The following is a 19,911-nucleotide window of genomic DNA, read 5'->3' as shown; positions in this document are numbered from 1 at the left end:
GGGAGCGAACGGTGCGGTGCCGCTGGCGTCGCGTTCAAAGGCGACGTCGGCAAGTAGCCCTGCTTAGAGGTTAATCATGTGGCCGCCGATGCCCTCGGCTGCTTCCTTCATGGCCTCAGAGAGGGTCGGGTGGGTGTGAACGTTGCGGCCGATTTCCTCAGCGGTGAGGTCGAAGCGCTGCGCCAGGGTCAGCTCCGGCAGCAGCTCGGAAACGTTGGAGCCCACCATGTGGCCGCCGATGAGCTCGCCGTACTCGCCGTCCGCGATGAGCTTGACAAAGCCGGCGGTCTCATTGAGGCCAGCGGCCTTGCCGTTAGCGGAGAACGGGAAGGTAGCAACCTTAATGTCGCGGTCCGCGAACTTCTCCTTGGCAGCCTCTTCGGTGTAGCCGAAGGAAGCGACCTGCGGGTTGCAGAAGGTAGCGCGCGGCATATTCATGTAGTCGCCCAAAAGCTGGGTCTCCACGCCGGCGATGGTCTCTGCGGCCACAACGCCCTGGGCCTCAGCAACGTGCGCGAGCTGCAGCTTCGCGGTGACGTCACCGATGGCGTAGATGTGGTCAACGTTGGTGCGCATGGTGTCATCGATGGCAATGGCGCCGCGCTCGGTGAGCTCAACGCCGGTGTTCTCCAGGCCGAAGCCCTCGGTGCGCGGGGCGAAGCCAATGGAGATCATGGCGCGGTCCACGGTGAGGGTGTCCTGCTTGGAGCCGTCCTTAGACTCCACCTCAACGGTGACATTATCGCCGTTGTCCTTCACGGAGGTGGTCTTGTAGCCGGTCAGCAGCTTGACGCCGAGCTTCTTGTACTCCTTGGCAATAGCCTTGGAGACGTCCTTGTCCTCGTTCGGCAGGACGCGGTCCATGAACTCCACGATGGTGACGTCCACGCCATAGTTGGACAGAACATAAGCAAATTCCATGCCGATGGCGCCGGCGCCGACGATGACCATGGACTTCGGGGCCTCATCGTTGAGGATCTGCTCCTCGTAGGACACGATGTTGCCGCCGAGCTCAACGCCCGGCAGGGACTTGACCACGGAGCCGGTTGCGATGATGCAGTCATCGAAGGTGACGGTCTTGCCCTTGTCATCACCATCGGTGATTTCGATGGTCTTATCGTCCTTGAAGGAGCCAAGGCCGTTGATTTCGGTGATCTTGTTCTTCTTCATCAGGTAATGGACACCCTTGACGATGCCCGCGGAAACCTTGCGGGAACGCTTGTGGGCAACACCGAAGTCGAAGGAGACATCGCCGGAAATGCCGAAGTCCTTGGCCTCGTGGTTGAAGGTGTGGGCAACCTCAGCGTTCTTCAGCAGCGCCTTAGAGGGGATGCAGCCTACGTTGAGGCAGACACCGCCCCAGTACTGCTTCTCGATTACGGCAACTTTCTTACCAAGCTGAGCTGCACGGATGGCGGCCACGTAGCCGCCAGGGCCCGCGCCGAGTACTACTACGTCATAATGTTCATTAGTCACGCCCTTTAGGATACGTAACTTTCCCCTCCATGTCGCGCATTGGGCCACACTCTTATGCCCGAGTACCCCACGCTTCGGGGGGTAAAACGCACAAAGGCCCTGCACGGTGGCGTCGGCAAGCGCGCGACGCCCCCACGCAGGGCTATGGGCTCGGAGTTTTAGAACAGGCCGAGAGCCAGTGCAGCGGTGGAGGACATGGAGGAGCCGGCGTGCAGGAACTGGCCCAGAACTTCGTTGATGGCCACGAGGATGGAATCGAAAACGTTCATTATTCTTCTTTCTGTGTTTTTACTTGCCTAGAGCGAGGGATGGGCCCGCGGATGGGGACCACATTATTCACACGTTTAGTACTAGCGGAGATTGTAGCGCCACCGTTACATACGCGCTGCGTTCAGAATTATGACACACAAACCACATGCGCCACAGGTTTTGCTACATTAAAAGGGCTATTAAGGCATAGAGTCTTGCTAACACTCCCGCTTTGCGGAACGATACCTACTGAGAAGATTCTCTTAACTCGAGGAAGCTAAAAATATGCATACTTTGCGCTCTATCGGCTCCAGCGTCGCAGGCATCGCCATCGCGGCAGGAGTCCTCTCCGCCCCTATCGCCTCCGCCGTCGAGCCGGCCGAGATCCAGGGTGACGCCACCCCGTCCACCATCCGCGAGGTCAACCTCACCGACCCGGCAGATCCGGAAAACATCAACTACGCGATCACCACCGAAGGCGAAAACCGCGTGGTGGATATTGCCAAGCTGAAGGACAAGGACAAGTGGAAGGGCTATGCCTTTGGCCATAAGAGCAAGGCTGGCAAGCACTACGGCAACCACGTAAAGGCCCTGACCGCCACCTCCGCCGCCATGGACGGCCGCGAGGTTCCGCTGGCAGTCATCACCCCGGACGGCAACTTTGATAAGAAGCGCCCCACCCTGTACCTGCTCAATGGCGCGGGCGGCGCTGAGCAGGGCATGGACTGGCTGACCGCCACCGCCAACCATGACGTCGACCCTGAGACTGAGGGCGTGCAGGACATGGTGGACTTCTACACGTCCAAGGACGTCAATGTGGTCATCCCGCAGGCCGGCGCCTTCTCTTACTACACCGACTGGGTATCTTCCCCGAATAATGGCTACCTCAAGGGCCCGCAGAAGTGGGAAACCTTCCTCACCAAGGAGCTACCGGACGCACTGGAAAAGCACATCGGCGGCAATGGCAAGCGCGGTATCGCCGGCATGTCCATGTCCGCTACCTCTTCCCTGCTGCTGGCAGAGCACAACCCGGGCTTCTACAACGCCGTGGGCTCCTTCTCTGGCTGCGCTGCCACCTCTCGCCCGCTGCCACGCCTGTACACCCAGCTGACCGTCAACCGCGGCGGTGGCTCGGCCGACCAGATGTGGGGCGCTATGGGCAGCGAGTACAACGTGTACAACGATGCCCTGGTGAACGCTAACCCGAAGAACCTGGGCAAGTCCGAGACCTATGTCTCGGTCAACTCCGGCCTGGGCGGCGCCAATGACTGGGGTGTTCCGGGGTCTTCCACCCTCATCGTTGAGGGCGGCGTCATCGAGGCCGCGATGAATTCCTGCACCCATGACCTCAAGGCCAAGATGGATTCCCAGGGCATGGACGCGGACTGGAACTTCCGCAATACCGGCACCCACTCCTGGCCGGGCTGGCGCGATGACATTTTCTCCTCGTGGAAGACCTTCGAGCGCGGCTTTGCCAAGGATGCTGCAGAGGCACCGGCCGAGCCGGAGGTAAAGCCCAACGAGCTTTCTATCGAGGCACCGCAGGCCGAGGAAGATGCGCAGGTTAAGGACGCCCCGAGCGCCGCTGACCAGTCCCCGGATAAGGACTACGTCGAAGATCTGACCGCTGACGCCCCAGAGACCGCCGGTACTGCGGAATAAGCAACGCAGCAGTATAATCAGCGAGTTCATAAACTACAGGAAAGAAGCACTATGAAGCGCCTTAGCTCCATCCTTGCCGGCACCGCAGTGTGCGCAGGCTTGGCTTGCGCCCCGATGGCGGGGGCCGCACAGCTCACCCCGCAACAGGTAGCGGGCACCGCCGCCCAGTCCACCCTGGCCCCGCTGGAGGTCACCCCAGAGCTGGAGCAGCAGACCTGGTACCAGAAGTACAAGGACGATCCGCGCGTCGAAAAGCTGCAGGCCACCTCCCCAGCCATGAACGGCCGCAAGATTCCGCTGGCCGTCATTCGCGCAACGGATGAGAACCGCCCGACCATCTACCTGCTCAATGGCGCAGGTGGCGCGGAGCAGGACATGGACTGGCTGAAGCTTTCTGACGCCGTTGATTTCTACCACTCCAAGAACGTCAACGTGGTCGTCCCACAGGCCGGTGCTTTCTCCTACTACACCGACTGGGTCTCCGAGCCGAACTCCAAGTACCTCAAGGGGCCGCAGAAGTGGGAGACCTTCCTCACCAAGGAACTGCCGGGCGCCATCGAGGGCCATATCAAGGCCGATAACCACCGTGCCATCGCGGGCATGTCCATGTCCGCCACCTCCTCCCTGCTACTGGCAGAGCACAACCAGGGCTTCTACGACGCCGTGGGTTCCTACGCCGGCTGCGCGGCCACCGCTTACCCGGTAGAGCACAAGGCCGTTGAGCTCACCGTCAACCGCGGCGGTGCGACCACGGAGCAGATGTGGGGCCCGTTCGGCTCCCCCACCAACCGCTACAACGACGCGATGATGAACCACGAGAAGCTGCGCGGCACGGAGCTGTACATCTCTTCCGGTTCTGGGCTGGCAGGCAAGGAAGATACCTTCTCCTATAACGTGGCTAAGGGCTACAACCCTGCTACCGCTGCTTTGGGCTCCGCTCAGCTGCAGGTGGAAGGCGGCGCCATCGAGGCTGGCGTGAACTACTGCACCCACAACTTTAAGGCCAAGCTGGACCAGGCTGGCATCCCAGCGACCTACAACTTCCGCAATACCGGCACCCACTCCTGGCCGCACTGGATTGCGGACCTCAAGGATTCTTGGCCGGTCTTCGAGCGCGCTTTCAATAAATAAGCTCGTTTCTTTCCGCGACTAAAAGGGCGGTAGGCTTGCAGCATTATGAAGTTGCTTCCTACCGCCCTTTCGCGTGCCCACACTGATCCTTATACCGGCGTGGATTTTAACCTCGGTTTCGAGGTTTCCCACTACACGCTGGATCTGACCTACCGCGTGGAGCCCAACCTACTTCAAGGCGAGGCTACTTTGGCCATCCGGGCCGACGAGGATTTAACGTCGCTGACCCTAGACCTAGGCGGGGCGATGGTGGCTCGGCGCGTGACCGCAAAGGGTGCGCCGCGGGTGGCTAAGTTCCGTCAGTCTTCCGGCAAGCTGCGCCTGCGTTTTGCTGAGGAGATTGCCGCTGGTACGGAATTTGAGCTGATTATTCGCTATGGCGGCAGCCCGCGGCCGATCCGCACCACCTGGGGCGAGATTGGCTGGGAAGAAACCGAATCCGGCTCGCTGGTGGCCAGCCAGCCCAACGGCGCGCCGAGTTGGTTGCCTTGTGACGATACGCCGTCTGAAAAGGCGCACTATGACATCATCATTACGGCCGATGATCCCTTCATCGTGGTATCCAATGGTGACCTCGTCTCCCGCCGGGCGGGCGGCTCCACCACGCGGTGGCACTACCGCACCCGCGAGCCCATGGCCACCTACCTGGCGACAGTCCAGGTAGGCGAGTTCTCTAATTTTGATTTAGGGCCTTCCACGCGCGCCTGGGCGCCGGCCGCGCTGCGCGAGCGCGTGCTCGATGAGTTTGCCCAGCAGCAGGAAATGGTGGACTTCTTCTCCTCCATTTACGGCCCTTACCCGTTTACGGATTACCAGGTGGTCATCACGGAAGATGAGCTGGAAATACCGCTGGAGGCGCAGGGCCTGTCCATCTTTGGCTCTAATCATATTAAGGGCGATCATGCCTTTGAGCGTCTTATTGCCCATGAGCTTTCCCACCAGTGGTTTGGCAATTCCGTCGGCCTGGGCGAGTGGAAGGATATCTGGCTCAACGAGGGCTTTGCCTGCTACAGCGAGTGGCTATGGGGCGAGCACAAGGGCGAGACCACCGCGCGCGAGGCGGCACGTTCCCACTACAACGTCCTGGGACGCAAGGCGCAGAACCTCACCGTTTCCGATCCGGGTGCGCGCGACATGTTCGATGACCGCGTGTATAAGCGCGGCGCCTTGACCGTGCACGCCATCCACCGCCTGCTTGGCGACGCCTTCTTTACCACCCTCCGCAGCTACCTCACCGAGCACCAGCATTCGGTGGTAGAGCCTTCCATGCTGCTGGATTCCTTCCGCGCCGCCGCTCCTGACGCCGCGCTTTTCGACGCCACCGTAGACACCTGGCTTAACCAGAAGGCCCTTCCTCCCTTCCCGAGTTAGTGGTTTTGGCCCCGTTTTGTGGGGTTTTCCTGCGTTTGTTTGGGGAATGTCTAATCTATTGACCAGTCCCTTCTTTCCTGTTGACGGGGTGTTTTATCTGGGTAAGATAGAACATGTAAACGAAAAGGAAGGGAGGGAGCATGCAGACCACCAAGCACGCGGAGATAGACTCCGCCATCGCGCAGGTTGCCACTGGGCTCACCCAGCTGCGCAGCCTCATGCAAGATCCCTCCGATCTGTCTTTCGAGCTTCTTCATCCTCATTTCGAGCACTTGGAGCGGGCGCTAGGAAATAAGTCCACTATCGACGCCGCCTTCGCTTTCATCGCGGAGCGGGATGACGCCGGCCGCCGCGTTGGTTCCTCCAAGGCCAAGGACTACCTGACCACGCGCCTAGGTCTTACCGATGCCGAGGCCGCCGCCCGCCTCCGCAATGGACGCAATCTCTTCGCACCCATCCCCGATCCGGAGCCGGCTCCCCCTGCGGACCCCGATGCTGACGAGGCCGCACGCGCCCGAGCCGAGGAGGAATCCCGCCGCCGCGCCGACCGCGAGCGGCGCGAGGAGGAGAAGCGCCGCAAGAAGCTCTTTGAGGAAGAGCCTATCCCCGAGCGCATCCTCAACCTCATCGAAAACGAGTTGCGCAGCCTCAGCAAGTACGCCATCCCTGGCCCGAGCGAACTGCGCAATCAAGCTCTCGGGCAGGCCAAGCGTCGTTCCTTCGACTCTCTACGAGAGTGGCTGCGCAAGGCCATCCGCAAAGCGAATAAGCACGCTCTCAACCCAGCCGGCGAGCCCGATCCGCACGCCGCTACCCGCAAGCGCCGCTTTAGTATCTCCCGCCAAGATGCTGACGGCGGCGTGCACATCTCCGGCTACCTCGATGCCTCCGCAGCCGCCATCCTCGCCAGCGCCTTCGCGCCCGCAAAGAATAAGGGCAGCGCGGACCTCAGCCCCGAGGACGATACCCGCACCTATGCCCAACGCATGGCGGACCAACTAACCGCCGCCCTGTCGAGCTACCTTTCCGCCACCCAAAAGAACTCCGACGGTCTCGGCTCCTTCTTCGTCGCCACCACATTGGAAGAACTGGAGGCAATGGGCGGAGATACCCGCTTCGCCACCAGCACCGGCATCGAGCTCACTCCGCTCGACTTCCTCCGCCTGGGCGGCGCGCAGCACGATTTCTTCTGTGCTGTGGACGACAAGGGCTTCCCCCTCGAGCTTGGCCGCACCAAGCGCACCGCTTCTCTGTGGCAGAAGCTCGCTCTCGCAGCCTCCGAGCTCGTCTGCACGCACCCAGAGTGCCACCGCCCGTGGCAGGACTGCGACGTCCACCACCTCCAAGCCTGGTCCCACGGTGGTGCCACCGACCTCAAGAACCTCACTCTGTTATGCCGCCGGCACCACGTGGACAATAACGATTACCGCGATGGCCGCAACGGAATGGGACACGCCGAACGAGACCTCGACACGGGCCGGGTAGGATACCGAGCCGCCCACCCCGACGGCCTATCGCCCACCGTGAAGGTCAACGAGCACCCCGCCGCGGAACAAGCCCCGGCCCGCAGGCTCACCGATCCGCCTTCGCCACCGCCGCCACCCCCGGGCGCGGCCTGACCGGGGCCCGCAGCCTGCCACAGCCGCGCGCCCGACTGCCCTACACTGGATAACCATGCAAACGATGCTCGTCACTGGCGGCGCCGGTTTTATCGGCGCCAATTTCGTGCGCCTTATATGCCAGGCGCGTCCCGATACCCGCGTTACGGTGCTCGATAAACTCACCTACGCCGGAAACCGCGCTAACCTCGCCGGCCTCGATATTGACCTCGTGGAAGGCGATATCGCCGATCCCGCCACCGTAGAACCGCGCGTCGCCGCTGCCGATGTAGTGGTTCATTTTGCCGCCGAGTCCCATAACGACAATTCTTTGCGCGACCCCTCGCCCTTCATCCACACGAACCTCGTAGGCACCTTCAACCTTCTGGAAGCCTGCCGCAAGCACGATACCCGCTTCCACCATGTCTCCACTGACGAGGTTTTCGGTGACCTGGAAATCGGGGCAGACACCAAGTTTACTGAGCACACCGCCTACGCTCCCTCCAGCCCCTACTCGGCCACCAAGGCGGGTTCTGACCACCTCGTGCGGGCATGGGTTCGCTCCTTCGGGCTGCGCGCCACCATCTCAAACTGCTCCAATAATTACGGGCCGTACCAACACATCGAGAAGTTCATCCCCCGCCAAATCACCAATATCCTCTCCGGTCACACGCCAAAGCTCTATGGCACCGGCGAGCAGGTGCGCGATTGGATCCACGTCGATGACCACAACGAAGCGGTGCTCGCCATCCTCGAGCGGGGCCGCATCGGCGAGACCTACAATATCGGCGCAGACCAGGAAGATATTAATAATAAGCAGGTCATTGAGCTGATCTGCGAAATCATGGGCCACACCCGCAATGGGCGCGCACTCTATGAGCACGTGGCGGACCGCCCCGGCCATGACCAGCGCTATGCCATGGACGCCACCAAGCTGCGCCGCGAACTGGGATGGACTCCGCGGTTCACGGATATCCGCGCCGGTCTCGAAGACACTATCGCGTGGTACCGCGATAACGAAGACTGGTGGAAGCCTGAGAAAGAAGACGTGGAAGCCCGCTACAAGCAGCAAGGACAGTAGATATGCGTATTACCGAAACCGCCATCCCGGGGCTGCTCATCATCGACCTCGACGTGCACGGCGATAACCGCGGCTGGTTCAAGGAGAATTGGCAACGCGAGAAGTTCACCGGACTCGCACCCGAGCTCGCGAGCTTCCAGCCGGTGCAGAACAATATCTCTTTCAACCACGCCGGTGCTACGCGCGGCCTGCACGCCGAGCCGTGGGACAAGCTCGTCTCGGTGGCACAGGGCAGGATTTTCGGCGCATGGTGCGACTTGCGCGAGGGGTCGGAAAGCTTTGGCAAGGTCGTCACCCACGAGGTGGGTCCGGAGACTGCGGTGTTTGTGCCGCGGGGCGTCGCCAATGGCTTTCAGGCGCTGGAGGAAACCTCCTACTGTTACCTGGTGAATGAGCACTGGTCGGCCGAAGCTCGCTACGCCGCGGTGAACCTCAACATCGTGGACTGGCCGCTGGAGCCCACCGAGATTTCAGAGAAAGACAAGCAGCACCCCACTCTCACAGACGTGAGCCCGATGCCCGCCCGACGCATTCTTGTCACGGGTGGGAACGGGCAGTTGGGGCGGGCACTCAAACGCCTGCTTGCCGACGCCGAGTTTTGCACCCACGCCGACTTCGACATCACCGACCCACCAGAACGGAATTGGAAGCAGTACTCCGCCATCATCAATTGCGCGGCGTATAACGACGTCAACGGTGCCGAAAACGACCGCGCCGCCGCCTGGGCCGTCAATGCGGAAGCGCCCGCACGGCTGGCGCGCATCGCCGCGGAGAACCAACTCACGCTGGTGCATGTCTCGAGCGACTATATCTTCGACGGCACCAACGAGGTCCACACCGAGGAGGAACTGCCGTCGCCCCTGAGTGCGTACGGGGCGTCGAAAGCCGCGGGCGATACCGCCGCGCAGACCGCGCCGCAGCACTACGTCATCCGTACTTCCTGGGTCTTTGGTGATGGTGAGAACTTCATGTCCACCATGCGCCGGCTGGCCGCAAAGGGAGTGGAACCGAAGGTCATCCACGACCAGCGCGGGCGACCCACGTTTGCCGAGGACCTGGCCAAAGGCATCGTGCACCTGCTCAACTCCGGTGCGGACTACGGCGTGTATAACCTCTCCAACTCGGGCGATACCGTGGGCCGCGATGAGATTGCCATGGCCGTGTTCATCGGTCTCGGCCACGACCCGGCCGAGGTCACTCCGGTAAGCACCGAGCAGTACCGCGAGATCGCGGGCCCCGAGGCACCGCGCCCCAAGGAGTCGACGCTTGCGCTAGATAAAATCGAGGCTACCGGCTTCAAGCCGCAGAATTGGCGCGCGGCCCTAGCCCTGTACTTGGCGCTGTACCCGGAGGATTAAATGAAAGGCATCATCCTGGCCGGCGGTTCCGGCACGCGGCTCTACCCGATTACCAAGGGCATCTCGAAGCAGCTCATGCCCATTTATGACAAGCCGATGATTTATTACCCGCTAACCACGCTCATTCAGGCGGGTATTCGGGAAATCCTCATCATTACCACCCCGGAGGATGCGGGGGCCTTCCAGCGCCTCTTTGGCGATGGATCGCAGCTCGGACTCATGATCGATTACGCGGTCCAACCGCGGCCGGAGGGGCTCGCGCAGGCCTTTTTGATTGGCGAGGAGTTTATTGGAGACGACAGCGTCGCGCTGGTACTCGGCGATAATATCTTCCACGGCTTCGGCGGCGAGCTCGCCCACTGCCAAGATCCGGAGGGCGGCATCATCTTCGCCTACGAGGTCTCGGATCCGCAGCGCTATGGTGTCGTGGAATTCGACGCCGCCGGCCATGCGCTGAGCATCGAGGAAAAGCCGGAAGTGCCGCGGTCGAACCACGCGGTGGTGGGCTTGTACTTTTATGACAACTCCGTGGTGGAGATAGCCAAGGGCATCGAGCCCAGCGGCCGCGGCGAACTGGAAATCACGGCCGTGAACGAAGAGTACCTGCGCCGCGGCGAGCTCAATGTCCAGCGCCTGCACCGCGGGAGCGTGTGGCTCGATACGGGAACGGTGGACTCGATGAGCGAGGCCTCCGCCTACGTCGAGGTGATGCAAAAACGCACCGGCATCGTTATCGGATCGCCCGAGGTCGCCGCATACGAGGCGGGCTTCATCGACCGCGCCCAGCTAGAAAAACTCGCCGAGCCGTTACTCAAGTCCGGCTACGGCGAGTACCTGCGGGCGTACTAGAGGCTAGTAGCCGCGCTCGATGTATTCGTCGATGCGCGCGGCCTCCGCGCCCACCGTCGTAGCGTCGCCATGCCCTGGCAGGACCTTGGTGTCCTCGGGCAGGGTGAAGACGACGTTCTTCAGCGACTCGATGATCACATCGAAGTCGGAGTACTTGCGGCCGGTGGCACCAGGGCCACCGTTGAAGAGCGTATCGCCCGACAGCAGCGTCTCGCCCACGTGCAGCACCACGCAGCCCGGGGAGTGGCCCGGGGTGTGGTAGACCGTAATCTTCTCGCCGCCAATATCGAATTGGCCGCGGTCCGCCAATGGCGTGTACGGAGCATCACCATTGGACTCCTGCCACAGCATGTCATCGTCCGGGTGCAGGTAGACCTCGGTATCGAAGCGCTTGGCGGCCTCGGGGGCGAGCTCGCAGTGGTCATTGTGCGCGTGGGTGAGCAAGATGCCTTCCACGCGACGGTCGCCAACGAGCTCTGCTACCGCATCGAGATCGTGGGAGGGGTCCACCACGTACACGCTGGAGTCATCGCCCACGACGTAGACGTTATTGTCCACGTCCCACTCGCCGCCATCGAGGCGGAACTTGCCAGAAGTAACCGTGCTATCGATACGCATTAGAACTCCACCACCGAACGTAGAACCTTGCCGGACTTCATGGTGGTAAAGGCCTGCTCGACGTCGTCAAGCGCAATGCGCTCGGAGACGAACTTATCCAGCGGGAAGTTGCCGGCCTTAGACAGCGCCACATAAGCGGGGAAATCACGCTCTGGGAGGCAATCGCCGTACCACGCGGGCTTAATGGAACCGCCGCGGCCGTAGAGGTCGATGGCCGGGATATCCACGTGGTCGGTGAGGTTCGGCACGCCCACCATGACCATGCGGCCGGCGTGGTCGCGGGAGTAGAAGGCCTGGCGCCAGGTGGGCTGAATGCCCACGGCGTCGATAGAGACGTCGGTGCCGAAGCCGCCGGTGAGCTCGCGGACGGCGTCAATAACCTCCTGCTCCGACAGATCCTTGGAGCAGATGGTGTCGGTCGCGCCGAACTCGCGGGCGGTCTCCAGCTTGGACTCGTCGATGTCCACAGCAATGATCTTGGCCGCGCTCGCCAGCTTGGCGCCCGCAATGGCAGCCATACCCACGCCGCCGCAGCCGAAGACGGCAACGGACTCGCCGAGCTGGATATCGCCGGTGTTCACGGCTGCGCCGAGGCCCGCCATGATGCCGCAGCCCAGTAGGCCGGCGGCGGCTGGGTCGGTGTCTTCCACCTTGGTGCACTGGCCCTCGTGGACCAGGGTCTTCTCAGCGAAGGAACCGATGCCCAGCGCAGGGGTGAGCTCGGTGCCATCCTCGAGGGTCATCTTCTTGGAGGCGTTGTGGGTATTGAAGCAGTACTTTGGCTCGCCCTTCTTGCAGGCGCGGCACTCGCCGCACACGGCGCGCCAGTTCAAAATGACGAAGTCGCCTTCCTCCACGTGGGTAACCGCAGAACCTACGGTTTCCACCACGCCTGCGGCCTCGTGGCCGAGCAGGAAGGGGAAAGCGTCTTCAATATCGCCATCGCGGTAAGCAAGGTCGGTGTGGCACACACCGCAGGCCTGGACGCGCACGATGACGTCGTTAGGGCCGGGATCAGGAACGACAATGTTGACAGTTTCGACTTCCGCGCCCTTGGAGCGGGCAATAACAGCTTTTACAGTCATGCGCCCAAGCGTACCGATATTTTCAAAATCGGCACATTATTGAAAATTCTTTTTAAGAGCGGGCAATGACGTTGGCCGCATGCTCGTGGCCGCGCTGGTTCATATGGATGGGCAGGTTGCCGTCGCCGCCAGTAAAGTCCACCAGACCAGCCCACATGCGCTGGTTTGCATCGGCGCACATGCCGTTATTGCGGGTAGAGGGCTTCATATCCAGGAACTGCACGCCGGTGCGCGCCGCCAAGTCCACCTGCATCCACTGGGCCTTATTCTCAAAGTCCTGGATTGGCGGCAGGAAGGTGGAATCGGCCGGGCGCGGACCGAAGTGGAAGAGGCAGTAGTACGGGCCGGAACCGATGGTGGGGTAGCCAACGATCTGGACGCGGGCGTTCGGGGCCGCGCGCTTGATGCGCTCGATCTGCGGAGCGGTGCGGTCCGCGAATTGCTTACGAATCTGCGGCAGGTTGAGCTCGCGGTGGTTATAGGTGTCATTGAAACCGGTAGTAATAACTACGCGGTTGGTAGCCGGAGTCAGCGCACCGCTGCGGATGGCCGCATCCACCTGCTGGGAAACCTGCGGACCGCGAGACATGGACACGGCACCGGAGCAGGAGAAATCCCGCACCGGAAGGCGCAGCTTGGCGCCGGCGCGCTTGGCGTAGTTATTGGAGGTCGGGCAATCTACGCCCACACCTTTAGAGGGATCGTAGCGGTGGGCGAAGTAGGCGCCGGCATCTGGATCCGCCAAGACGGAATCGCCGAAGGCTACTAGGTTGCGCTCCGCGGCGGTGGCCTGCGGCGCGGCCACCACACCCAGCACGGTCAGCGCGGAAGCCACCACGGAGAGTACTTTCAGCTGCAGAGATTTCATGAGATCCTTTTCTAGAAACACCAGTAACTTCAGGTAACTGTAGTTACTTCTGTAACATATTTCGAGTTGGCGGCAACACCGCCCGCCTCTCTCACGATATCGTCCATGGTTATCTTTTCGTTATCTTCGCTAATTTGGAGCTTTCCCGATCGTGAATTTTTCTGATTTCACATTCCACGCTGCAGCCCTCGGCCGGTTCGTGCCGGCGCTTCTTAACGCCGGACTTGTCAGCCACCAAGGCGGCGCGAAGGCCCAGCTCAATCTGCTGCCGAACCTGGCCCGCTACCGCTTCACCACCGCGCGCGAGATCGAACAAGGCTACCTCGCCTGCCCGGAACGCTTGGCGCTTATCGACGACGACGGCACCCTCACCTACCGCCAGCTGCGCACCCACACGCAGGGCTTCGCCCGCTACCTCCGCTCGCTGGACCTGCCCGAGATTCGCCTCGGCGTCATGGCACGCAACGGCCGCGGCATCATCATTCCACTCGGCGCCAAGGGCTATGTGGGCGCTTCTATTTACCTGCTCAACGTGGGTTCTTCCCCGGAACAGCTGGCCGGCTGCATCGAAGAAAACGGCATCAACGTGCTCGTGGTGGATGATGAGTTCATCGACCGCGTGGACACCGATATCCCGGTCATTATCGCGCACGATACGGGCGCAAGCGATCTGCCGAAGCTGGACAAGATTGTGAAGAACCCACCGGCCGTGGAGCTGCCGCGCTTCCCCAAGCACGGCCCAATCGTGCTCATGTCCTCCGGCACCACCGGCATTCCGAAGGGCATTGTGCGGCCGGAACCGACCCTGCCCGTGGTGCTGGCCTCCATCGTGGATACGATTCCGTGGCGCGCCGACCAGCGCCTGCAGCTCACCGCCTCCATTTTTCATACCTGGGGCTGGGCCTGCATCAATATTGCCCTTGGCCTGCGCAATACCATCGTCACCCGCCGGGTATTCGATGCGGAGCAGGTGCTTGACGATGTCCAGCGCTACCGCCTCGATGGCATGATTTCCTCCCCCATCTTCTTTAAGCGCTTGGTGGAGCGGGACCCGGCCGGCGAGTTCGATACCTCGAGCCTGAAATTCATTGCCTCGGCCGGCAATGCGCTGACCCCGGAGGTGGTCAAGGAGACCAATGAGCGCTTCGGCGCCATCCTGTGCAACGTGTACGGATCCACCGAGCTCGCGCTGGCGACGACCGCCACCATGGATCAGGTGGCCGCCAACCCCACCATCGCCGGGCGCGTGGCCTCCGGCACGAAGCTGCGCATCCTCGATAAGGAGGGCCACCCGGTTCCGCGCGGTGAGGTGGGAGAGATTTACCTGACCAACTCCACCGCAATGACCGGCTATACCAACCCGAATTTGCGGCTCAATAAGGTGGACGGGCTCATTTCCATCGGCGATTTGGGCTACATTGACGAGCACGACTTCCTGCACGTGGTCGGCCGCGCCGATGACATGATCATCGTCGGCGGCGAAAACGTCCACCCGCAGTCCGTCACCGAGGTCCTCGAGGCCATGCCCGGCATCCACGAGGTCCACGCCGGTGGCGTAAAGGATAGCGAGACTTTCCAGCGCATCGCCGTGTGGGCGGTGCCTACTGCCGACGCCGCTGGAAAGGCCCTCACCGCCGACGCCATCCGCGACTGGGTCCGCACCAAGCTTGCCGATCACTCCGTTCCGCGCGACGTGCACTTCCTGGCCAAGCTCCCGCGCAACGCTACCGGCAAGGTGGTCCCGCGCCTGCTTAATAACCACGGCGGGGCTTAGCGCGCCGCCGCCACAACGCGCTTTCCCCAAAACCGCGAAAGGCCGCAGGCTATACACCTGCGGCCTCTGTGGAGCCGCCTGCGAGAATCGAACTCGCGACCTTTTCATTACGAGTGAAATGCTCTACCGACTGAGCTAAGGCGGCGCGCTGCTTGGCATGCGCCAGTGCAGCAAGAGAGAGTTTAACCTAGGGGCGCCGCGGAATAGAAATCGGGCCCCGCCTACAGGCACGCACGGCGCAGGCGGCCCACCAACCCGTCGAAGGCAATCTGCGTGCCGACGTTTTGGGTCAGCTGCTCGCGGCACAGCGTAATGGCCGCCTGGCAGTCCAGCAGGCCTTCCTCGCTCACGCGCTGCGCGATCTCGCCAGAAAGTCCAGCGAAGTCCGGGTGGGTGAGATCCACCTGCGCGCCCACCTTCTGCATGAGTGCATCGCGGTAGACGCCGGAGAGATCAACAAGCACAAGGTCCAGGTTGTCGATCACCCGGCGCTTCGCCCGCTTCTTGTGCTGGTCCTGCAGGTCCTTGATGGCGGAGCGGGCGTCGCGCTGTGCCTTGGCCGCGCCCTTGCCCTTCGCGCCCACGCCGAGGGTTTGTTCCAACTTCGCCAGCTCGGCCTCTTCTTGTTCCTTGTGCGAGTCCTTCGCCTCCGCGTCCACCATCTTCAGCAGCGAGGTCACCGCTTGGAAGCCCTGAGAGCCGTGGAAGACCTCTTCTGCCAGGTTGATGGCCACCGCGCGGCGTTTTTGCACCGCCGGATCGTTGACCAGGCGCCGCGCCCGGCCGACGTGGCGGAGGGAGGTGAGGGCGGCCAAGTGGGCGTCATGATCCGAGGCGCCCTCGCTGACCAGCTGGGCGGTAATGCTCTCCACCGACGGGGAGGGAATGTAGAGGTGGCGGCAGCGCGAGCGGAGGGTCTGGGAGAAGTCCTCGGGGGCGTCGGAAGGCGCGCACATGATGATCACGGTGCGCGCTGGCGGCTCCTCCACCGTCTTGAGCAGGGCATTCGCGCCGTTATTGTTCAGGCGGTCAGCGTTATTGAAGATCACCACGCGCCAAGGGGCCACCGTGGGCAGGCTCGCCGCGCGGCCGATGACCTCGCGCACCGTATCCACGGGAATGATGACCTCCTGTGGATCCACGAGGACCAGATCGGTGTGCTGCTTGGTCTCCAGCACCGCGCGGCAGGCCTCGCATCGGCCGCAGCCCGGCTCCTCTGGGTCCGTGCACATGAGCGCGGCCGCAAAATCGATGGCGGCCAGGGAACGGCCGGAGCCCGGCGGCCCGGTAAATAGCCAGGAATGGCTCATCGCCCGCGGGTCTGCCCCCGGCATCCCCCTGGCCGCCCGAGCGGCGCCCAGGATGGTACGGGCCACACCTGGGGTATCTGCCAATCTTTGCGCAACGCTTCCGGTATTCACTCGCCCTAGCCTACTGGTCTTACTAAAGTATGAAGGCATGAACAGACTACTGCGCGGCGCTCGATGGCTCATGGGTACCCAATGGCCGGTCTACGCCGCCTTAGTCCTTGGTGCGAACCTCATCGGTGCCATCGCCATCATGACCTTTGTCCTTTATTTCCTACCGATGCCGGAGATTAAGGATTTTGCCGCCGAGCTGCCCAGCCTGATGGGCGTCGCCGCGGTGTACCTCATCTTTGCCGTAGTCATCGGCATCGCCGTCACCCTGCTGCTTTTCCGCCCGGTGCTGGACTGGCAGCGCAACCCGGACGAGCACGATCCGAATATGGTGCGCAACTTGGTCATGCGCATCCCCGTCTACCAATCCGTGGTGGCGGCCGCGGTGTGGCTCATCGGCATCATCCTGGCCGTGGTGATTTCCGGCCGGGAATCCGGCAGCCTCGGGCTCGTCGTAGGCGTGTCCGCCACCCTGGCCGGCCTCGTAGTGGTCATCTTGACCTACCTGCAGGCAGAACGCCTCGTGCGCCCGGTGGCCGCCCAGGCGGTGGCACGCCGCTTCGAGGATGCCACCCTGGAGCCGCCCATCAAGTACCGCCTCATTTCGGCCTGGCTGATGACCTCCGGCGTGCCGCTGGTCGGCATCTTGCTGGTGCTCATCGCCCAGAGCACCGGGCTCTTCTCCGGCACCGCAGGAGACCTGGTTCCCGCCATCACGGCCCTGGCACTTACCGCCCTGGCCACCGGGTTTATCGGTACTAGCTTCGCGGTGATGAGCGTGGTGGACCCGATTGTGGAGCTGCAGGACGCCATTAACCGGGTGCGCCGCGGCGAGAACAATGCCGAGGTCGATATCTATGACGGGTCCGAGCTGGGCGTACTGCAGGCCGGTTTCAACGAGATGATGCGTGGCCTGCGCGAGCGCCAGCGCGTGCGCGATATCTTCGGCCGCTACGTCGGCGCCGAGGTGGCGCAGCGCGCCCTAGAGGAGCGCCCCGAGTTGGGCGGCGAGGACCGCAAGGTCGCGGTGCTCTTCATTGACGTCATCGGTTCTACTACCTTCGCCGTCAACCACTCCCCCGAGGAGGTAGTGGAGGAGCTCAATAAGTTCTTCGAGCACGTCGTCGAGGTGGTGCACCGCAACAAGGGCATCATTAATAAGTTCCAGGGTGATGCCGCGCTGGCTGTCTTCGGCGCGCCGCTCAACGTTTATGATTCCGCTTCCATGGCCCTGCAGGCCGCCCGCGAGCTGCGCGGCGAGTTGCGCGGGCTGGAGCTGCAGGCGGGCATCGGCGTGGCGGCGGGGCACGTCGTCGCCGGGCACATCGGCGGCGCGGATCGCTTCGAATACACCGTCATCGGTGACGCCGTGAACGAGGCTGCGCGCCTAACCGAGCTGGCCAAGGACACCCCGGGCCAGGTGCTTACCAACGCCGCCACGCTCAAGACCGCCAATGAGGCCGAGCAGGCCCGCTGGACTATGATGAAATCCATTGAGCTGCGCGGGCGTCACCGCATGACCCAGCTGGCTCGCCCTATCCGCGCTACCCTGGCAGAACGTTCCGAGGTATAACGAGGTTTTCAGTGAGCTCAGCTTCCCGGCCCCGCATGATCGTGCCCGATGTGGCGCGCGGCATGGCCCTTCTAGGCATCGCCATGGCCAATATGACCACGGCATGGATCATCACCACCGACCGGCCGGGCAGCTATTTCGGCGGCATCATCGATGGCAGCGCGTGGGATAAGGCGGCCGTCGTCTTTGGCGCCTTCTTTGTCCACAACCGCGGACTGCCCATGTTCTCTACCCTGCTCGGCTTTGGCGTGGGACTCATTGCGATGAGTCTGTGGCGGCGCGGGTTTCCGGTGCGGGCGGCACGCGGGGTCATCGCCAAGCGCTATGCCTTCTTGGCCGCGATGGGCGCAGTGCACTTGGTGCTGCTGTTTTGGGGCGACATTATGTTCTTCTATGGCGTGGCCGGAATTATCATCGCCTTCCTGCTGCGCAAGCGGGATTCTACCCTCATGCTCGTTGCTTATATTTTGTTCGCACTGTGCGCACTGGGCGGGGTGGTAGCCTTCATTTCCGGTGCTGCGGATCCCAGCGGCGTGGTGGCCACGGAGGGCATTGGCACCATCGAGTCCTACCCCGATCTGCTGCTTAGCCAGCTTATTACCCTCGGCAGCCAGGCCATTGCCACGCCAATCATTGTGCTGATGTACCTGCCCGTCATGCTGGTGGGCTTTGTGTGGGCGCGCCAGGGCGTGCTTGCCGACGTCCCCTCTCACCGCCCCACCCTCCTGCGCTGGGTCGCCATTGCGGTGGCCATTACCGTCGTAATCGGTAGCTTGTGGTCTTTGAGCACGCTGGGGGTCATCGAGCAGCGCTGGGCCAATGCGGCCAATAATGCCAACGCTTTCATCGGAGTCTTTACCGGGCCTGGCATCCTGGCCGGGCTCGCGCTGATGCTGCAGCCGGTGCAGGAGCGACTTTCAGCCGGCGCGCCGCTGCCCGCGGTGCTGTGGCCCTTTGCGGCGCTGGGCAAGCGCTCCATGAGCGGCTACGTAGGGCAGTCCATTCTCTTTTTCTGCCTCGTGCACCCGTTCACGCTGAACTTCGGCCACGATCTGGGTGCCTTCGGCCAGGCCGCGCTGGCCTTCGCGGTGTGGTTGGCCACGCTTATCGGGGCCTGCGTGCTGGAAATCTTCGACCTTCGCGGGCCGTTCGAGGCGGTGCACCGCCGGCTGTCCTACGGTCCGACGATGCAGCCGCAGCTACCGCGTGCGGCACAGGCCATCAATAAGCAGCAGGTGGCCGACAACTAGGGCACCCGCCTCGGCCGCGCCCACTAGGCGCGCCCCTTGCTTCCGCTTACCGCGATATCGCTGCGCGAGCCCCGCGCGCAGGGCCGTCAGCCCCTCGGCCACAACGAGCAGGTTGGCGCCGTGGCTGATGCCCTTGCCAGCATCGGTGCGCAGCGCTGGGTCTCCCGCCAAAGCCGAGGTCGTGAGCACCGCCGCGCCGCCCACCGCGACCGCAGCGGCCGTCGGCTGTGTGCGAGTGGCGGCAACGCCCGCGCCCCATGCGGCCGCGCGCAGGCCCCAGCCCAGGGCATCATTGCGCGCGCCGCGGCGATAGAGGCTCCACGCATAGGCGGCATGGTTCGCCGTTACGGCCGCCACGCCGAGCGCCGAAGGCCGAGTCAGCCGGCGGGCCTTTTCCACTTGGCCAATGGCTCCGGCTACAACTCCGGCGCCTACGGCGGGTTCTTCGCGAACCGCGGCCAAAACCTCCGGCCGCGCGCTGATGTCGGTGACGGCGCGCCACAGGGCCGCGGCGCCTTCTTGGGTGCGGGCAAGAAAATCGTTCATGCCC

General features: G+C 62.8%; 16 protein-coding genes and 1 tRNA gene. 10 read left to right on the top strand and 7 right to left on the bottom strand.

Annotated features, from left to right (window positions below; translation table 11 throughout):
• Window positions 1-63: 63 nt before the first annotated feature.
• Window positions 64-1,476, bottom strand: a complete 1,413-nt coding sequence (lpdA, locus tag QKD99_RS07055; protein WP_005327177.1) for a dihydrolipoyl dehydrogenase — start codon at window positions 1,474-1,476, stop codon at window positions 64-66.
• Window positions 1,477-2,010: 534 nt separating this feature from the next.
• Between lpdA and QKD99_RS07050 the strand changes: the two genes are divergently transcribed.
• The 7 genes from QKD99_RS07050 to rfbA all read left to right on the top strand — a co-directional run bounded on the left by QKD99_RS07050 (window position 2,011) and on the right by rfbA (window position 10,775).
• Window positions 2,011-3,387, top strand: a complete 1,377-nt coding sequence (locus QKD99_RS07050) for an alpha/beta hydrolase family protein (protein ID WP_347951090.1) — start codon at window positions 2,011-2,013, stop codon at window positions 3,385-3,387.
• A gap of 51 nt (window positions 3,388-3,438) precedes the next feature.
• The gene (locus tag QKD99_RS07045) at window positions 3,439-4,518 is read left to right on the top strand and encodes an alpha/beta hydrolase family protein (RefSeq protein WP_347951089.1); all 1,080 of its coding nucleotides are present in this window, start codon (window positions 3,439-3,441) and stop codon (window positions 4,516-4,518) included.
• 45 nt (window positions 4,519-4,563) lie between these two features.
• Window positions 4,564-5,889 carry a M1 family metallopeptidase gene (locus tag QKD99_RS07040; RefSeq protein ID WP_347951088.1) on the top strand — a complete coding sequence of 442 codons (1,326 nt, stop codon included), beginning with the start codon at window positions 4,564-4,566 and terminating at the stop codon, window positions 5,887-5,889.
• Window positions 5,890-6,029: 140 nt separating this feature from the next.
• On the top strand, window positions 6,030-7,508 hold the full coding sequence (locus tag QKD99_RS07035; protein ID WP_347951087.1) for a DUF222 domain-containing protein: 1,479 nt from the start codon (window positions 6,030-6,032) through the stop codon (window positions 7,506-7,508).
• A 64-nt stretch (window positions 7,509-7,572) separates the two neighbouring features.
• A complete protein-coding gene (rfbB, locus tag QKD99_RS07030) occupies window positions 7,573-8,568 on the top strand; it encodes a dTDP-glucose 4,6-dehydratase (protein WP_347951094.1) in 996 nt (331 codons plus the stop codon).
• A 2-nt stretch (window positions 8,569-8,570) separates the two neighbouring features.
• A complete protein-coding gene (rfbD, locus tag QKD99_RS07025; RefSeq protein WP_347951086.1) occupies window positions 8,571-9,926 on the top strand; it encodes a dTDP-4-dehydrorhamnose reductase in 1,356 nt (451 codons plus the stop codon).
• Window positions 9,927-10,775, top strand: a complete 849-nt coding sequence (rfbA, locus tag QKD99_RS07020) for a glucose-1-phosphate thymidylyltransferase RfbA (RefSeq protein ID WP_284815646.1) — start codon at window positions 9,927-9,929, stop codon at window positions 10,773-10,775. It abuts the gene before it with no gap.
• Window positions 10,776-10,778: 3 nt separating this feature from the next.
• Here the strand turns inward: rfbA and QKD99_RS07015 are convergent, their stop codons facing one another.
• Genes QKD99_RS07015 through QKD99_RS07005 form a run of 3 tightly spaced genes read right to left on the bottom strand, consistent with a single transcriptional unit; the run spans window position 10,779 to window position 13,346 of the window.
• Window positions 10,779-11,393 carry an MBL fold metallo-hydrolase gene (locus tag QKD99_RS07015; protein ID WP_005323087.1) on the bottom strand — a complete coding sequence of 205 codons (615 nt, stop codon included), beginning with the start codon at window positions 11,391-11,393 and terminating at the stop codon, window positions 10,779-10,781.
• The gene (locus tag QKD99_RS07010; RefSeq protein ID WP_200435940.1) at window positions 11,393-12,478 is read right to left on the bottom strand and encodes an S-(hydroxymethyl)mycothiol dehydrogenase; all 1,086 of its coding nucleotides are present in this window, start codon (window positions 12,476-12,478) and stop codon (window positions 11,393-11,395) included. The genes QKD99_RS07015 and QKD99_RS07010 overlap by 1 nt, the downstream gene beginning before the upstream one ends.
• Before the next feature lie 52 nt (window positions 12,479-12,530).
• Window positions 12,531-13,346, bottom strand: a complete 816-nt coding sequence (locus QKD99_RS07005) for a GDSL-type esterase/lipase family protein (protein WP_347951085.1) — start codon at window positions 13,344-13,346, stop codon at window positions 12,531-12,533.
• A 151-nt stretch (window positions 13,347-13,497) separates the two neighbouring features.
• Here QKD99_RS07005 and QKD99_RS07000 point away from each other — a divergent pair, with 151 nt between their 5' ends.
• Window positions 13,498-15,120, top strand: a complete 1,623-nt coding sequence (locus tag QKD99_RS07000) for an AMP-binding protein (RefSeq protein ID WP_284844306.1) — start codon at window positions 13,498-13,500, stop codon at window positions 15,118-15,120.
• A gap of 69 nt (window positions 15,121-15,189) precedes the next feature.
• Here the strand turns inward: QKD99_RS07000 and QKD99_RS06995 are convergent.
• Window positions 15,190-15,265, bottom strand: a tRNA-Thr gene (locus QKD99_RS06995).
• Between the two features lie 76 nt (window positions 15,266-15,341).
• Window positions 15,342-16,580 carry a DNA polymerase III subunit delta' gene (locus QKD99_RS06990; protein WP_239278500.1) on the bottom strand — a complete coding sequence of 413 codons (1,239 nt, stop codon included), beginning with the start codon at window positions 16,578-16,580 and terminating at the stop codon, window positions 15,342-15,344.
• On the opposite strand from QKD99_RS06990, the gene QKD99_RS06985 reads away from it, so the two are divergent.
• Both QKD99_RS06985 and QKD99_RS06980 read left to right on the top strand, forming a co-directional pair.
• Complete coding sequence (locus tag QKD99_RS06985) at window positions 16,579-18,111, top strand: adenylate/guanylate cyclase domain-containing protein (RefSeq protein WP_284844304.1); 1,533 nt, start codon at window positions 16,579-16,581, stop codon at window positions 18,109-18,111. The genes QKD99_RS06990 and QKD99_RS06985 overlap by 2 nt on opposite strands.
• Before the next feature lie 11 nt (window positions 18,112-18,122).
• Window positions 18,123-19,361 carry a DUF418 domain-containing protein gene (locus QKD99_RS06980; RefSeq protein WP_347951084.1) on the top strand — a complete coding sequence of 413 codons (1,239 nt, stop codon included), beginning with the start codon at window positions 18,123-18,125 and terminating at the stop codon, window positions 19,359-19,361.
• Here QKD99_RS06980 and QKD99_RS06975 read toward each other — a convergent pair.
• The gene (locus tag QKD99_RS06975; RefSeq protein WP_347951083.1) at window positions 19,311-19,907 is read right to left on the bottom strand and encodes a hypothetical protein; all 597 of its coding nucleotides are present in this window, start codon (window positions 19,905-19,907) and stop codon (window positions 19,311-19,313) included. The two genes, QKD99_RS06980 and QKD99_RS06975, sit on opposite strands and share 51 nt — an antisense overlap.
• Between the last annotated feature and the right edge of the window lie 4 nt (window positions 19,908-19,911).

Origin of the sequence: Corynebacterium sp. c3Ub_189, assembly GCF_039907195.1 — a bacterium.
Classification (GTDB): Bacteria; Actinomycetota; Actinomycetes; order Mycobacteriales; family Mycobacteriaceae; genus Corynebacterium.
The sequence above is the reverse complement of the archived record's forward strand: the minus strand, read 5'-3'. Positions and strand labels throughout refer to the sequence as shown.

What these genes read in the sequence shown, in the direction of transcription:
- QKD99_RS07050 (WP_347951090.1), top strand. Translation starts at nt 2,011, where the DNA reads ATGCATACTTTGCGCTCTATCGGCTCCAGCGTCGCAGGCATCGCCATC.
- QKD99_RS07045 (WP_347951089.1), top strand. Translation starts at nt 3,439, where the DNA reads ATGAAGCGCCTTAGCTCCATCCTTGCCGGCACCGCAGTGTGCGCAGGC.
- QKD99_RS07040 (WP_347951088.1), top strand. Translation starts at nt 4,564, where the DNA reads ATGAAGTTGCTTCCTACCGCCCTTTCGCGTGCCCACACTGATCCTTAT.
- QKD99_RS07035 (WP_347951087.1), top strand. Translation starts at nt 6,030, where the DNA reads ATGCAGACCACCAAGCACGCGGAGATAGACTCCGCCATCGCGCAGGTT.
- rfbB (WP_347951094.1), top strand. Translation starts at nt 7,573, where the DNA reads ATGCTCGTCACTGGCGGCGCCGGTTTTATCGGCGCCAATTTCGTGCGC.
- rfbD (WP_347951086.1), top strand. Translation starts at nt 8,571, where the DNA reads ATGCGTATTACCGAAACCGCCATCCCGGGGCTGCTCATCATCGACCTC.
- rfbA (WP_284815646.1), top strand. Translation starts at nt 9,927, where the DNA reads ATGAAAGGCATCATCCTGGCCGGCGGTTCCGGCACGCGGCTCTACCCG.
- QKD99_RS07015 (WP_005323087.1), bottom strand. Translation starts at nt 11,393, where the DNA reads ATGCGTATCGATAGCACGGTTACTTCTGGCAAGTTCCGCCTCGATGGC.
- QKD99_RS07010 (WP_200435940.1), bottom strand. Translation starts at nt 12,478, where the DNA reads ATGACTGTAAAAGCTGTTATTGCCCGCTCCAAGGGCGCGGAAGTCGAA.
- QKD99_RS07005 (WP_347951085.1), bottom strand. Translation starts at nt 13,346, where the DNA reads ATGAAATCTCTGCAGCTGAAAGTACTCTCCGTGGTGGCTTCCGCGCTG.
- QKD99_RS06985 (WP_284844304.1), top strand. Translation starts at nt 16,579, where the DNA reads ATGAACAGACTACTGCGCGGCGCTCGATGGCTCATGGGTACCCAATGG.
- QKD99_RS06990 (WP_239278500.1), bottom strand. Translation starts at nt 16,580, where the DNA reads ATGCCTTCATACTTTAGTAAGACCAGTAGGCTAGGGCGAGTGAATACC.
- QKD99_RS06975 (WP_347951083.1), bottom strand. Translation starts at nt 19,907, where the DNA reads ATGAACGATTTTCTTGCCCGCACCCAAGAAGGCGCCGCGGCCCTGTGG.